Annotated in this window: 9 protein-coding genes; all 9 read right to left on the minus strand. The window is 35.6% G+C overall.

From position 1 onward, the window contains the following. Positions 1-36 precede the first annotated feature (36 nt). The 9 genes from BUA98_RS10340 to BUA98_RS10380 all read right to left on the minus strand — a co-directional run bounded on the left by BUA98_RS10340 (position 37) and on the right by BUA98_RS10380 (position 15,808). Positions 37-678, minus strand: coding sequence for a hypothetical protein (locus BUA98_RS10340; protein ID WP_072972097.1), 642 nt, complete (start codon positions 676-678; stop codon positions 37-39). A 490-nt stretch (positions 679-1,168) separates the two neighbouring features. Continuing rightward, a complete protein-coding gene (locus tag BUA98_RS10345; RefSeq protein WP_072972100.1) occupies positions 1,169-1,567 on the minus strand; it encodes a hypothetical protein in 399 nt (132 codons plus the stop codon). Positions 1,568-1,592: 25 nt separating this feature from the next. After that, positions 1,593-2,000: a hypothetical protein gene (locus tag BUA98_RS10350; RefSeq protein ID WP_072972103.1), complete on the minus strand. Its 408-nt coding sequence runs from the start codon at positions 1,998-2,000 to the stop codon at positions 1,593-1,595. After that, positions 2,000-2,404, minus strand: a complete 405-nt coding sequence (locus BUA98_RS10355) for a hypothetical protein (protein WP_072972106.1) — start codon at positions 2,402-2,404, stop codon at positions 2,000-2,002. Before BUA98_RS10355 ends, BUA98_RS10350 begins: the two co-directional genes overlap by 1 nt. 58 nt (positions 2,405-2,462) lie before the next feature. Continuing rightward, positions 2,463-3,479 (minus strand): hypothetical protein, encoded by a 1,017-nt coding sequence (locus BUA98_RS10360; RefSeq protein ID WP_072972108.1) that lies wholly within the window; start codon positions 3,477-3,479, stop codon positions 2,463-2,465. A gap of 352 nt (positions 3,480-3,831) precedes the next feature. Then, complete coding sequence (locus BUA98_RS10365; protein WP_072972111.1) at positions 3,832-4,203, minus strand: hypothetical protein; 372 nt, start codon at positions 4,201-4,203, stop codon at positions 3,832-3,834. 14 nt (positions 4,204-4,217) lie between these two features. Continuing rightward, the gene (locus tag BUA98_RS10370; RefSeq protein WP_072972114.1) at positions 4,218-5,435 is read right to left on the minus strand and encodes an RHS repeat-associated core domain-containing protein; all 1,218 of its coding nucleotides are present in this window, start codon (positions 5,433-5,435) and stop codon (positions 4,218-4,220) included. 142 nt (positions 5,436-5,577) lie between these two features. Next, positions 5,578-5,982 carry a hypothetical protein gene (locus tag BUA98_RS10375; RefSeq protein WP_072972117.1) on the minus strand — a complete coding sequence of 135 codons (405 nt, stop codon included), beginning with the start codon at positions 5,980-5,982 and terminating at the stop codon, positions 5,578-5,580. Next, the gene (locus BUA98_RS10380) at positions 5,936-15,808 is read right to left on the minus strand and encodes a SpvB/TcaC N-terminal domain-containing protein (RefSeq protein WP_072972120.1); all 9,873 of its coding nucleotides are present in this window, start codon (positions 15,806-15,808) and stop codon (positions 5,936-5,938) included. Before BUA98_RS10380 ends, BUA98_RS10375 begins: the two co-directional genes overlap by 47 nt. Positions 15,809-15,825 lie beyond the last annotated feature (17 nt).

The following is a 15,825-nucleotide window of genomic DNA, read 5'->3' on the forward strand; positions in this document are numbered from 1 at the left end:
TCTATTTGAGTGGGTTTCTTTTTTGTACTATAAAATTTATTTGCATTTATATTTTTCGAAGATTGCTTTTAATTGGTTCAAAACATCACCGTTTTTAAAGTTTTCTTTTTCAATTGCTTCAATTAGTTTAGGACAGCCTGCAAAAGCTTCTTTTGCCATTTTTCTAATTAATGAATCTGTTCCTATTGCAAAACCGTTTGAGGCTGTAGTAGCATTACCAAAAACAAGTTCTTCACTGTTCTTTTTACCAAAATAATACGCTGTATTGGCAAAAGTAACTACAGTGCTGGTCCCGCCTGCGTTTGGTCGTCGGCCACCTTCAGCACCAATACCGCCAATTTTTACGTCTTTGTCATATATAATATAAAACCAAACCTTTTTTTTGGATCTCGAAAATTTCCCTGTCAAAAGATTCGCTGTAGTTGCATATAATCTTTCGGCAACATACTTTTTATCATCAGATTCAAATTCGATTTTTTTAATGTCAGCACTTGCAATTTTTTCTTTTTTAGCTTCTTCATCTGTTTTAAAAACGACTTTAGAATCATCGCTCTCTACCATTTCAGCAAGTCCTTTTTTTGTTGACCCGTCTTCCATATACAAAGTTGCTTTGCTAAATTTAGCATGTCCTGTAGTTGCAAATAAAAGTGCAATTACCAGTAAAATTATTTTTTTCATGTTTGATTATTTTAACAGTAAATATAGTATAAACTAATTTTATCAAACAAATAAAAACACAAGAAAAATCAAACAAAAATAATCAGTCTCTAATACTTTTTGATAACTGATATTTAAACATTAATTATCTGTTAACTTCTTTTTCATTATAGAAAAAACTAGCACAAATAATACGCTGAAGATTGTCATATAAATTAACCATCTATTCGTTTCTTCCGGAATATTATGACCACTACCATAAGTAATTAACCATAGAAAGCATATACACAGAAAGAAAACATAGGCTAATACCAATAAAGTATAAATTATTATTTTCATTAAAAATTTTCTTTAATTATATAATGCCCTTTATCTTTCATAGCCTCTAATGCGAAATACATTATCATAAAAAAGGTCTGTAATAGTTCCCGCTCTGTGAAGTCTTCTTATTTTACACAGCGTTTCATGATAACACTTTGAAGAGCGGAGGGGAATATTAAGTTAAATCACTTTAATAATTTTTGTTTAATTCAGTAATAAAAAGATTAGGATCTTTTGCATAATATTTTAAAAAAATTGAGTCTCCAACATTTTTGTTTTTTCTTTCAAACATACCATCGCTTCCAATATATGTTTTATCATTAATTTTAAATTTAACTCTAATAGTTTTGCCTTTATAAACAAACATTTTAGTTATAATTCCTTTCGTTACTTTATAATCTGATTTTACAAGATTATGTTCTTTTTCACGATCCTCAATACCATTTTTAATAAAAAAAACGAAAAAAAGAATAATTCCTGAAAACACTAAAAGCAATTTTAATCTTCCAATATTAGTCCATTTAATCTCTTTTTTCTCTTTAATTGGACTAATACTTTTTTTATTGTTGTGTTGTATTCTCTTTTTCATTTCTATAAGTAATAGAGAAGGTATTTTAATTGGAACCTATAATTTTCCCACTTTCTAAATTTGTTTTTACATATAATGAAGCAGGCATGCGTTTATCAAAAATATTGTTTTTTTCAAACAAAAAAGTATTTCCTTTTAGTTTTCCTATAACAGTTTTATTCATGTATTTAAATTCAATATTTAAAGTATCATTTTCTAAATTTAGTATTCTCCAAGAACTAATAATATTTTCTTTATTGTTATTATTAGATTTAAGATAATATTTATTATTGTTTTCTAAAATAAGGTAATAGTACATGTTGTTATTTGCCAATTCTATTGGTTGCTTATCGATAACATATACGCCTAATATTTCATTTTGTGAAATGTTGTTACATCCTAAAAAAAATGACATCATTACTAATATAATTAAAAAATTTATTTTTTTTTCCATTATTCATTGTCTCTTACTTCTGTTAAAATATATCTAGCAGGTTGTTTATTTTGATTACCTACTTCAACTTTCTTATTTTGATTATATGGAATATTACCATCTGCTCCGTCAGAAAAATATTTTCCTGTTGAACCTTGGTTTACTTGTAATCGACTGTAATCAGCACATTCACCAGTTCTATAAGATGTTTGTTTATAAAACCCTTTACCCCAACTAAAATTCCATTCACTTTCTTGGATTGTCTTAGACATATATGGAATCCATTTTTTTCCTGACAGAACGTTTAAAACATTCGAAAAGCCATTATATACAGGTTTTGGATCATTCCCATCCGGATCTATAAAACGAACTGGATTATTAAAAGTATAAATATAACCTCCAAAATCAGGGTATTTCTCTGCCATTTTATCTAATCCATACCAATACTTTCTTTAGAGGAATAATACCTCGAACCATAATAACTCAAATTCGCCTCCTATCCAATTCCTTCCCATTAAATAAATAAGGACTGGAAAAAGATGATGAATGCTCCTCAAACAAAACCTCTCCAAAAGCAATATATTCCACGTGCTGGCTTATACTTCCGTTTCGGGTTGTAATATACGAAGTACTTCCCAAATGATCAGGGTGAAAATAAAAAATATCATTTTCTGGCAGACCAATTCCGGTAAAGCCTTCGTCCGGCTTTACAGTCGTAGGCTCTATGGGTGGCCCAAATTGTACCGGTGGTCCGGGAACATCTCCGGGTGCATTAAAAATTGGGTTTCTTGGCCAGCCTCCTGGTGGTTCCTGGTTTTCTTCAACAGGTTTTAATACTTCGCTAGGATAAGGATCGCCTGTGAATTCAGGTGTCGCATAAATGCCTTGTTGTGTTGGCGGGCCCGGAGGAACTCCCAAACCTCTTACGTAATTGTCTAAAGCTTTTTGTTGCTCTGCTGTAAGTTTGGAATAATTTACACCTCCTGCTGTTAATTTTAACGGTTGGGCAAATGATCCGTTACCCAGTTTACTCACAATTCGTCCCGCGCCTTCAAAGTAATGTTTAGTGAATTTACCTTTACTTATTACGAAATACGGTGAAACATAACCGGTATAATCATCTGTATGTACTATGGTAGCAGCGGTTTCCCCATTAATGGCAACGTTTTGAGAATCACCTGAACTTTTTATCACTCGTTCTCCACCGGCATCATAGGTAAACTGGTGAATTCTTCCATTGTCGTTAATACCTGACAAGCGGTTTTCTTCGTCCCATGTCATTTTTCTGAAACTTTTTTCTTCGGTATAGCCTGTTGGGTTTCCGTTGCCATCGTAAACATATTCTCTAGGAAGAGGTTTCCCGGTTTCGGCAATTTTGTTTGGGGCATTAGGATGCAGTTCGTTATCGTAGTTATAATCCAGCACATAGCCTTTCTGTTCATTGTTTACGGTATGCACCAGATCTTTCTTTGTGATATTGTGCATTTTGTTATAGCTCATATTCAGCTCATAACTAGCTTTGGTAAACTCGCCCTGATAGGTTGCTTTTGCCGATTTTAATCGGTAAAAATCATCGTATTGGTATTCGTGGTTGGATGTTTCGCCCAGTGTATTATTTACTACCGTGGCAGTATTTTACTCTCAGATTACCAGATTTTGGCCTTCCATACTTTAACATGTTTCGAAGGTCACCAACATCTAGTTCTGTTTGACCTATTTTTTTTTCGATTTAAGACATTTTAAATAAAAAAACAACCCGAAGGTTGTTTTTTTATTTATGCGATATTTCGATAAATCTCTAATTATCTGTACATGTTACTAAAATTATCAACCTCCAACACAAAGAGCCTAACTACTTTTCCAAAATATTCCAATTTAAAAATTTGACTTTTCTATTATATTTTAAATCTTTCATGAGAATACTATCATTATAAATCTTTGTGATTAAAAATTTATTGTCACTGATTTTTAAAATACTATCACTTTTTGTAAATTCCCACTCCATGTAAGCATTATATTGATTTCCGTTAAAGAAATAATTCACACATTTTCCATTATTATCAAACTTTAAATAGGTTATAAATTCACTACTGTCTTTATCAAATTTATTATCTGAATCATAATAAACCCATTTTTTTTTAGGATTCGTTAATCCTAACTCATCTCTTTTTTTACATGAAAAAAGAATAAAAATTAACATCAATAATAAAATTTTACTTTTCATATTCCTCTATTTATTTAATGTGGTCCATCTAAACCTTCACGTATTTGAATTCTAAGTTCTTTTCCTTCATTGTTAAACAATTGTGTTCCGCCTGATTCTCTATATTTAATTTGATAACCTCCTAAAATATTAGAATCATTAAATTCTTTTAGGATATTTTCCCAGCCAGTTTCTTTTGCTCCTGCTGCATAATCTAAATATTGGATAAAATTAGCCATTTGACCCTCAGAGAAAGCTTTACTTGTCTTTTTAAAACTATTATGTTGAAATTGCTTTAAATAGACCTTAGCATGTTTAGAATAGGTATAATTTTTCCTATTTCCTTCTTTTTTATGTAAATTTTCATGTATTAAAGTACTCATTAGATCGTACTTATTATTAAGAGTAGCATCAACCCCACCCTTAGAACTTGGATGAACCCACACTTTATTATTCGGATCCGTATAAGCTAAACTTTTGTCGTCGACATCGTAATTAGCTCCAATTCCTGTTACTCCTGCTTGTTTACCATAATAACCCGCAACATTTGCCACAATTTGTCTATTAGTATTATTCCATTTAAATGTACTTCCTGAAATATCCAGATCTGAAAGCAAAATTCCTTTCCCATTAGGTAAAACTACTGTAATAAAAGGTGAATTATTAACGACAACTTTATTAATGCTCCCATCTCCATTTACATAGATATAATCATTACCATCAGGATCTTTTGCATTAATAGGATTATTTAAACAGTAAACATAGGAGCCTACACTTGGGTGCTTCTCTGTGAGTAAATCAGCACTCAACCATAAACTAGTCTTAGCATCGTAATACCTGGAACCAAAATACGATAAATTGGTTTCACGATCCAATTCCTTCCCATTAAACAAATAAGGACTAGAAAAACTAGAATTATGCTCTTCAAATAAAACCTCTCCAAAAGCTATGTATTCAACATGTTGCGAAATAGAGCCGTTTTTGGTTGTAATATACGAAGTACTTCCCAAATGATCAGGATGAAAATAGAAAATATCGTTCTCCGGCAGACCAATTCCTGTAAATCCTTCTCCTGGCTTAACCGTTGCAGGTTCAACGGGAGGGCCAAATTGTACTGGGGGCCCCGGTACATGGCCAGGGGCATTAAAAATTGGGTTTCTAGGCCAGCCTTCCGGTGGTTCTTGGTTTTCTTCAACTGGTTTAAGCGCTTCACTCGGGTATGGATCTCCTGTGAATATTATAAAAAAAATCATCCGTAAGGACGAGTTTTTTTTATAATCTGGTTCTTCTAATGAATTTAAATCTTACGTCTAGTATAAATATGGATTTTTTTTTCATGACAATAAGCGTTTTCATTCACGAGATAGATATTCTCGGTAGCATGAGGAGTATGGGTTACTCACATAATTCACTTATCGATTTTAATTTATTTAACTCAAAACTAAACACGATATAACACTTATCACTTTCTTTCACGAGATTACCATTTTCACAATTTGAATTTGACAAATAAAATAATTCTTTATTGAGTAAATTTCCCTCAATAAGATCAGCCTCTCCAAATATTTTTACAACACTAGATTCTGAAGAATTATTGATCATTTTATTTGTAGATACTATAGATTTTGCTAATTCTATATTTCTATAACCTTTACACCCATATTTGTCATCAATCCATTTATTAAATGGCTTACTATTCTTTTCTTTTGCGCAACTTATTAAAAAGAATATGCTTAAAATTTTTAATATAAAATTAAAATAAATCTTTAATTTGGTCCCAAAGACCTCTCTTTTCTCCATTTGATAAATATATTTTATTAGTAGCTTGTCCTGTACTTCCTGTTTTACCATCTCCTGACCAAGTTGCTTTATCAAGAATTTTTTTCACTAAACTATTTGTCCATACTCTTAAATAGGGATTAATTCCATTTTTAGTTTTTCCACCAATAGACCATTTTGGAAGTACTTTGGTACCTCTAGGAGTAATGATATTCGGACGACTCTTAGTTTTACTGTTACTTCCTTGTGTATGATTTAAACCCAAACCATGCGCGCCTTCATGAGAAGCTGTTGTTGAATTTAGTAAATCATCGTTAGTACTATAAAAACCACTGTTTTCATTAATATTATGAAAGCTCGATCGTTTATTACTACTGACCCTTATAAATTGAACTTTATTATCTGTATTATTTTCAGCCATTTCAATTGCATCATCTACTGATACAGTTTGATAGGTAGTTCTTAATTTTACATTATATGTTTTGCCACCCATATTATATGTTAAATTTTCTCTATTAAATTGATCAGTAACATTTCTTGCTATGGTGCCTGATAAAGTTGTACTCGCTTCGGCACCGTAAAAAACTAAATGTTGAGTCATGGTAATTGTATTAGATTGTTCATTTGCAACTATATCTACCTGTTTTCCATTTGGATCAACTAATCTAATTGGATTCTGATAACAATAACCATATACATTCAAATTTCTAGGATTATAAATTCCTCCATTATGATCTCCATTAAAATAGAACTCTTCTTCGATTATAGGATTATAATTAGCCAACGGATCAACATTCAACCACAACGAAGTCTTCATATCCAAATACCTAGCCCCATAATAACTAAGATTCGTCTCCCTATCCAATTCCTTTCCATTAAATAAATAAGGACTGGAAAAAGATGATGAATGCTCTTCAAACAAAACCTCTCCAAAAGCAATGTATTCCACATGCTGGCTTATGCTTCCGTTTCGGGTTGTAATATACGAAGTACTTCCCAAATGATCAGGATGAAAATAAAAAATATCATTCTCTGGCAAGCCAATTCCGGTAAACCCTTCACCGGCTTTTACAGTTTCAGGTTCAACGGGAGGGCCAAATTGTACAGGCGGTCCCGGCACATCGCCCGGAGCATTAAAAATTGGGTTTCTCGGCCAGCCTTCCGGTGGTTCCTGGTTTTCTTCAACAGGTTTTAATACTTCGCTAGGATAAGGATCGCCTGTAAATTCTGGTGTCGCATAAATGCCTTGTTGTGTTGGTGGTCCCGGAGGAACTCCCAAACCTCTTACGTAATTGTCTAATGCTTTTTGCTGTTCAGCTGTAAGTTTGGAATAATTTACACCACCCGCCGTTAATTTTAACGGTTGGGCAAATGACCCGTTACCCAGTTTACTCACAATACGTCCTGCTCCTTCGAAATAATGTTTGGTGAATTTTCCTTTGCTTATTACAAAATAGGGAGAAACATAACCGGTATAATCATCCGTATGTACTATCGTCGCAGCCGTTTCTCCATTAATGGCAACGTTTTGTGAATCTCCCGAACTTTTAATTACGCGTTCCCCTGAGGCATCATAGGTAAACTGGTGAATTCTTCCGTTATCGTTAATGCCTGACAAGCGGTTTTCTTCATCCCAGGTCATTTTTCTGAAACTTTTTTCTTCCGTATAACCTGTTGGGTTTCCGTTACCATCGTACGCATATTCTCTCGGAATAGCTTTTCCTGCTTCCGCGATTTTGTTGGGCGCGTTAGGATGCAGTTCATTATCATAGTTATAATCCAACACATAGCCTTTCTGCTCATTGTTTACTGTATGCACCAGATCTTTCTTTGTGATATTGTGCATTTTATTATAGCTCATATTCAGCTCATAACTCGCTTTGGTAAACTCGCCCTGATAGGTTGCTTTTGCCGATTTTAATCTATAAAAATCATCGTATTGATATTCGTGGTTGGATGTTCCACCCAAAGTATTATTTACTACCGGGGCAGTATTTTTAATCCCTAAAACATTTCCAACCAGATCATAACTATAGCTGTTATTCATGACTTGTCGTGTACCACTTTTTACCTGCAGTTGCTGTAATCTACGCATAACGGCATCATAGTTATAAGTCGTTTCGGTATCGTTACCGTATTTTAAATACTTACGCTGTTCAAACTCGTCGTAGCTCAATTGTTTGATGTAATCGTAGGTATGGCTTTCTTTTTTACCCTGCATACTTTGCAGGTTTCCGGCACGGTTATAAGTGTATTCCACTACTTCGCCATCAGGATACGTCATTTTCTGGATTCGGTTCCAGGTGTCGTATTCGAATTGTGAAATATACGTCTGTATATCTGTTGGTGTAATACGAAGGGTGCGAATTTCTTTTTCTACTTCTCCTAGCTTACCATAGAAAAACTCCTGTCCGCCACTGGCATCCTGTACAAACCATAATCGGCCACGGCGCGCTGCAGTTCCATCGGCTTTACCGTAATTGTACTGTACATTGTTTTGTGGGTTTTTAGGATATTTAATAGACTCGAGTCTATTAAAATTATATTCGTATTGTATGGCACCTCCATTTGGAACTGTATTTTTAATATCCTGCGTAATACGGGAGGTTAAATTCCCTGCCAAATCGTATTGCATCGTTGTGGTTCCTGCATCGGGATGCGTAAACTCAATTCGTCTTCCCAACCAGTCGTAACTGCTTTTGGTAACATGATCCATCGCATCGGTTACTTTTATCATTTCACCCAATGCGTTAGTTTCAAACTTGGTTAGCAAATCATTTTGCAAACTGGCCATGTTTTGTCCTGTGGCGTCGGTATACGTCTGGCTTGTTTTATTCAGGGCATCGGTTTGTGTAGTACGTAATGCCGGAACTCCATCATAATTCTCTAAAGCAAAAGTTGTGGTATTGCTGCTTCCATCAGGCAAAGTAACTTTTACCGCGCGTCCTACTTCATCGTACTCTGTTTTAGTGGGTGTTACGTTGGAAATTGCGGTACTAAAATTATTGTCTATCGTGGCAGTCGTTGTGGGGTAATAGCTTGTTGTAGGTCTTCCCAATCCGTCATAAATTATTTTTCCAGATACGATTTGCGCCTCCTGATCCGGGCTTCCGGCTGCTGTAAATAAACTGGCTGTTTTCTTCACCTGCAGGGCTCTGCCTAATCCATCAGTGTAGGTAAAGGTTTCGATATCCTTATCCAATTCCGGATCGTAATTTTTAGTTTTGGCATACGGAACTTTTGCTTCAGGGAAGTATTCATACGCAATGGTATAGGGTTTTCCTGAGGCGATTTCGTAAGGTGCTTTGATTGTAGCGATACGTCCTTTACCATCGAGTGTATAAAGCGTACTTTGATCGTTACGGTCCGTAGTTTTTAAGGGTGCTCCAAAACGGTAATCATATTCCATTTTGTTCTGGTACCCAAATGCATCTTTAATCTCGGTCATGAACTGATGATTGTCAGCATCAAATGCATACTCCAAAGTCATACGCTGCCCTTTGTAATTGGCGGGACCGGTTATTTTTTGAAGGTTTCCGTACGTATCATAGGTAATATCCGTTAAAGCTATTTTATCGGCAGCACTATAATTTTTTATCTGTATAACTTCAGCTGTTGTCGTATTGATGGTCGTGGCCCTTTTACGGCGTAAACCATCCGTAGTAAATACCTCTAATTGTTTTGGAATTCCGCCATAATACGGCGTTGTGCTTTCGTAATAACTAATTTTGGCAGTTACTTTATCAGTCGCCGTTCCGTTTCCTAAATCTTCATATTGCGAAATATTTCCGTTGGCATCATAGGTATTAAACGTATTCGTCTCCAGATAATCACTTCCTCCCTCATATACCTTTTGATTGGCGTGAATCAATCCTATGAAAATACGTTTGGCATCGCATAAAGGTAAATTTAGTTCTGATACTGAAACACTAGCCTGCGTTGATACATCAATAAAACTATATTCGTTTTCTGATTCCTGACGCATTTTATTGTTTTTATCCAACGTATAACTGTGCTTCAAAAGGTTTTTACGGAAATAATCCTGATTGTAAAATTCCTGAACCGTAGTTGAGAAAACCGAATTGTCAGCCGCATCAATTTGTTCCTGAATTACTTTTGCAAAACCGTAAAATTCTCTTTCACGACGATCGTAATATCCTTCTTCGTATCTGAATTTAGCAATCGAATGATCAATTCCATCACCAACATGTCCGTCAAAAATATTCACAGACTGTAAAACCCATTTTGCTGACGGGTTTTCGTAGCTTGGTTTTACTAATTCATAATCGACAACGTAACTGTTTCCAGCTCCGTTGGTAACGCTTTTAAGTTTATTGGTTCTCTTAATATTTGAAAGCTGTACCGTAAGATTATTATCATCTTTAGAAACGATATAATCCAGATTTCCGTCACCGTCAATATCCATATAAGTTCCTTCAGAACGGCTTGTACTCCATCCTTTACTTCCTCCAACGGTTGGTGTAATACGCAGCAGCCAAACGGTAATATCAAAGGAGAAATTGGCATTCATACCATAACTCACCCCTTTGTTTAAATTCATTTCTGAATATTTTGGATAAACAACCGGTGTATCAAAAGAGCCTCCTAAGTTAAAAGCCACACGCATCGTATTGCCCTGATAGCTAATTTTATCAGCCAAACCATCTCCATTTATATCCAAAAAGGATTCATCAACATCTGATTCTGATCTTGCATAATTGGCTCCTCCCGAGATCGACCCCTGCTTAATGCTAAAACCTAATCCGGCACTCCAGTCGGTAGAAAATCCTTTATTCAGGCTTCCAAGATTCCAGTTTCCACCTGGTACAAATCCGTAACCTGTATTTAGCAAAACATCACCTGAATCTGTGATCTTATCTGGCAAACCATCGCCGTTAATATCACTGTGCACCATTACGGCACGATCTGTTCCTTTGCCCTGAGAAGCACTAACAGATATCTGGTCTTTTGCTTTTTCTGCTTCTTCATCGGCACAAGTTTTTGAAGCTTCTCTTTGAGCTGCTACTTTTCCAACTGTCATACCTAATCCGCTTTTAGCAGAGCCGTGGCTGTAACTTCCTCCAAAATTCGGCCCTTCAGAGGTTGTCTTTGCATGACTGAAATTGTCTCCAATATCAATGATTTCATCTGATATTTTTCCAACCGGAGCAGTAAGCTGAACACTTCCACCACGAATATAATCCGGAAAACGGTCACCGTTAAAATCACTCATAGTCTGAGTTACATACGAATCGCCATCTATCGATTTGCTGTAACCTATATTGGCAAATCCGGCAGAAGCGCCTGCTGAGATACTTTTACTTTTGCTTTCGCTAATCATATCAAGTGCAGTGGTGCTTCCTCCCTGTAAAGTTGGTAATGAAAAATCGGCATAATCAGCAATATCATCTTCTCCCAATCTTGAAGTTCCGATAGTTTGTCCTTTGATATAAATTCCTTCCTCAAGACCTTCCCATTTCAATTTTGTATAAGAAGGATTTAAAGAAACAAAATAACTGTCTGCGACTTCATAACCTTTACCATCATAATTATCAGGATCGGTATTATTTAAATCCGGTTCTGTATTATAAGCGTCTGATTGTTTTAATTGCGTTTGATCTATGGTATTGGAAGCTAAATTTCCATTAATAACAAAACCTCCCCAATTTCTATGGTACAATCCTAATGTTCTTTCATCCGGATTTAAAAGACTGTAAATGGCAAAATCATCGGTTGCAGCATTCCAAATTACATCATCAGTAAGATCAGCCAAATCTTTTAAATCGGTAACCTGAACCTGAATATTTAATGCATTTTGTTTGGGATAATTTCTAAGTATAGCCGTTGACGACGGATTGGAAACAGTTACTTCTAATTGAATGGGAACTCCCGCTACTGCAGAAGGATAATCAACTGCATTGTCAAAAGCATTGATCACTTCAGTCAAAGTTCCGGCTGTCAGTTTATACCTTTTACGTGCTAATAGTAAATTATTTTGCTTAGCCGAAACAATTACATCGCCATTATAGGTATTCAAAGACCCCGGAGGAAAAGCTGTTGCCAAAACCAAGTCTGTAGGCAATATATTTAATTTCACTTTTCCTGCTATGGTTGAAGTAATACCCGGAATTGTATAATTTCCTTCTCTCTTATTGTACAATAAATGAGAAACCTCCATAGGTACTTCTTCTACAATTCCTCCCGGATAAGCAGGTACTGTTACTGTTGGCGCAAAAGAAATAGTTTGCCAATTGATATTGGTGTCTGTTTCTAAGGCAAGACTAATTTGCGTTTCGGCTTCGAATGCTGGTAAAGCGATGGAAGACAGATTAAAAGAAGTAACTTCATTGGCTAAAAAAGTCTTTTCGAAAACAACCACAGGAGCATTCGACTGATCCAGATACGTTTTGGTAATGACAAGTCTGACGTGGTCTGATGTGACAGGTTTATTTAAAATTCCTTTCACTAAAACATTTCCGGCTGTGGCTATTGTTTTTCCTGCCAGAGAACTACTCAAAAAATCTGTACTTACCTGATAAGTACTTAATGAATAAGAATTGACATCTTTCAAAGTAGTTGATACTACAACATCGCTTTCCACCAAATTTCCGTTAACATTACGGTCATACTGTTTTACCTGTGAATAGGTAATAACCGGATCCCAAATTACCGTATCAAAACTTCCATCTTTTAGAGAACTCACCCTAAAATACAAACGTTCGCCTTTTTCTACAGCAATTGCAGTATTTTGTTTGCTTTTACTAGTATAATCAGTCGCATTTATTGCTTCATTCCACAACAATTGATTTCCCTTTTGAAAATACAAATGAACACCATCTGCCTTATCATTTCCGGTATTATTAACATATTCTGCACGGGCTTTAATTCCTTCCGGAGTTGCTTCCTGAACCAATTGATATTTATGCAAAACAGAGATAATTCCTTTTACAGGAGCCTCCCACATACGAACGACATCGTGTAACGGATTTTGTTTTTCGATCTCTTCCGGCGAAATGGATGTATAACCGGGAATAGTTACATTTCCTCCTCCAAAAACAGGTGATGGAGTTCCGGTACTACTCGTTTTAAATGTTGGAATTCCGTTTTCTAATCTATTGTAATATACTTGTCCGTTTCGAACAAAATCAATCAGTCCGTCTCCATTAAAGTCCATAAAATAGACTTTCGTTTTACTGCTTGAACGCTGTTGGTCGTACCCTATATTTCCGTATTTTAAATTTAAATCGACACCCCAGTTAAACGAAGTTGACTTTGAAAACCCGACATCACTAATATTAATCGACTGCAATTCTCCGAAAGCGTTTTGCCCGCTTGCTGCCAAATTTTTTCGGTAATAAACACCGTCTTTTGTTTTAAAAACCTTATCTGGTAACCCATCTCCATCTAAATCTTCTAATATGACAGCCGTATCCGAAGTTCCCCAGCTGTTTCCTCCGTGACCTCCAACGGTAAAACCTTTTAAACTTCCGGCATTAGTAGCTAAACCTACTCCAAGTCGGTAACTTACACCATTTGTAGCACCTTCAGAACTACTTACCAAAGAATGTTTTCCTGAAAATAACACATCACTAAAGGAGGGAATAGAATTATTTCTAAGATTGTCATTGGGTACACTCCAACTTTGAGCAACCCCAAACGGATTATACTTCCCTGAAGCATCACGAACATCATCAAAATAATCCAGTTTATTGGTATAAAACAATTTAGATTCCGAATCGTATTCTGAAATGGATTCCAAAAGTGTTTTCTTAAAAGCACCTTCCTTATAATTCAGTTCGTAGCTGCGAACCATTTCGCTTTTATAGCGTACTTCAATTTTTCTTAATAATTGATTGTTCAGTTGTTTAAAACCTAATCTGGCCGAAACCTGAACATCTCTACGGTTTGCTTCTCCTAAATCGCTATTTTTTACGAAAGTCACATTGTAATTCCCTTTTTCGGAACCAAAACCGGTGTAGTACACTTTTTTAAGATACAGTTCCCCGTCTTTTTTATCGTACTCGTAAGTGACTTTATTTCCTTTTAAATCGACCTGCTCACACAAGGCCCAATGCCCGATATTTCCGGAAACATCCTGCAAAACGCCATCAGTAGAAAGTCCTGAAGCTGTTCCACCATAATAACTCGCTACACCGCTTTTGTCTCGTACAACCCAGTAGTAATTTTTAGGGGAAGATCCTTTACGGATGATCTGCTGAAAAGCACCTTCGCGTCTTGGATAAAATTGCTTATCGGAAGCTCTGCCCACCCAGTCCGCTCTATGGGAGTTGGGAATTAATTGTTCTCCTGCAATGGCATAAGTTTCTGTTTCTTTTGATGCATCATATCGTGGTGCTCCCCAACGGGTTTCGATACTTACAGCCGGTGCCGAAATATCCCAGCCCGTACCCGCCCAACTGTGACCGCCATCACTGTCGTATTGCAGGTTAAAGGAGGGTTGCATACCTCCTCTTCCGTTTGGAATCACGATAGAAAATCCTGTACTTGCTGTTCCTCTTCCATTTGCAGAAGGCGGCGCTATTGACTGAATTCCGACTAATGGACTTGCTGCTTTTAAATCTTTTATGCTGGTTGGTGTATATCCAGAAGTTTCAGGCGATTCCGGCATCTTGATGATTCCGGCGATAAAGTCGGTAAAATGCGTGGTTTTAGCTTTAATAATTCCTTGTTTAATATCCAAAGAGTCTTTGGTTACTTCCTGCCACAATCTTTTATTTTCATCAAAATAAAATACATTGATGTCTTTTTCTGTGTAGCCTTCCGGAATCGCTTTTTTGTCAAATGGTAATGATAAGGTTACGGCTTTTTCAAAAATAGTACCGTGTGGCAATAATCTAAATCCGGCATTTGTTCCGGTAACATTGACCATGGCAGAATTTAGCGGTGCAATATCAATTTTTCGTAAAGCACTTACCGATACGGAAACGTTATTTTTTAAAACTCCAACAGGAAAAACAGCTAAAAAATCTTTATAAACCAGCATGTTTTCAGATTGAAAATCAATTAATTTAGAAATGCGTTCTTTAGCATTTTCAATTGGTCTGAAACTATCTACTTTTATAAACTGCTTAATTTCTAATTTTTCATTTATAAGCACACCGGAAGCAGTCTCTTTCGTAACCTGAATCGATTTTCCTACAGTTGCAGCATCGAAAACCAATTCAAATTCAGGCTGATTGACATCAATAGCCATTCCACCAATACTCATTTTTTTGATCTGCGAAGGAAAATTGGTGCCTTTGATGTACAGTTTATTTTCTGATTGTAATAAAGTATACTGAAAAGAAGGTGTTGCCGATTTGTAAACAATTCGAACATTCTTAATGCGATACCCGTTCGAAATTCCTTCCGGCGCTGTAAACAACAAAACGTTATCACCTGGCCTCAAAGACTTCTCGGAAAGCAACTCCGATTGTTTGGTCCAGTTTTTATTTTGAGATAAAAATTGTCCTCCAATACTCGGCTGATTGTTTAAACTTCTTGAAACAGAAGCTGCCTGATCATAACCATACAATTCATATTCTAAATAAGCATTTTCACTTGTAGAAGGCAGCGCATCTACTTTAAGATGGAAAACGTTATCATAAGCATCGTCAACGTCAGACTCATCCTTAACTCCAATTATACCTTCAACAATATCGGCACTAAATGATTTTGTGTTTTTATTTTCTTTATGATAAACTGCAGCCGAATCTGTTACGGAAACAATTGACTCTTTTTCTGAATTATTTTGGGTAAATAAAGAAGCTATTTTGTACGGGCCAAAATTGGCTGCAAACAAAAAGGAACCTATTAAAAATACCAATATTATAATTTTCTTTTTCATACGTATGATAATCGATT

This window comes from Flavobacterium saccharophilum, assembly GCF_900142735.1.
Taxonomy (GTDB): Bacteria; Bacteroidota; Bacteroidia; order Flavobacteriales; family Flavobacteriaceae; genus Flavobacterium; species Flavobacterium saccharophilum.

What these genes read in the sequence shown, in the direction of transcription:
- BUA98_RS10380 (WP_072972120.1), bottom strand. Translation starts at nt 15,808, where the DNA reads ATGAAAAAGAAAATTATAATATTGGTATTTTTAATAGGTTCCTTTTTG.
- BUA98_RS10345 (WP_072972100.1), bottom strand. Translation starts at nt 1,567, where the DNA reads ATGAAAAAGAGAATACAACACAACAATAAAAAAAGTATTAGTCCAATT.
- BUA98_RS10350 (WP_072972103.1), bottom strand. Translation starts at nt 2,000, where the DNA reads ATGGAAAAAAAAATAAATTTTTTAATTATATTAGTAATGATGTCATTT.
- BUA98_RS10370 (WP_072972114.1), bottom strand. Translation starts at nt 5,435, where the DNA reads ATGATTTTTTTTATAATATTCACAGGAGATCCATACCCGAGTGAAGCG.
- BUA98_RS10355 (WP_072972106.1), bottom strand. Translation starts at nt 2,404, where the DNA reads ATGGCAGAGAAATACCCTGATTTTGGAGGTTATATTTATACTTTTAAT.
- BUA98_RS10375 (WP_072972117.1), bottom strand. Translation starts at nt 5,982, where the DNA reads ATGGAGAAAAGAGAGGTCTTTGGGACCAAATTAAAGATTTATTTTAAT.
- BUA98_RS10340 (WP_072972097.1), bottom strand. Translation starts at nt 678, where the DNA reads ATGAAAAAAATAATTTTACTGGTAATTGCACTTTTATTTGCAACTACA.
- BUA98_RS10360 (WP_072972108.1), bottom strand. Translation starts at nt 3,479, where the DNA reads ATGAGCTATAACAAAATGCACAATATCACAAAGAAAGATCTGGTGCAT.
- BUA98_RS10365 (WP_072972111.1), bottom strand. Translation starts at nt 4,203, where the DNA reads ATGAAAAGTAAAATTTTATTATTGATGTTAATTTTTATTCTTTTTTCA.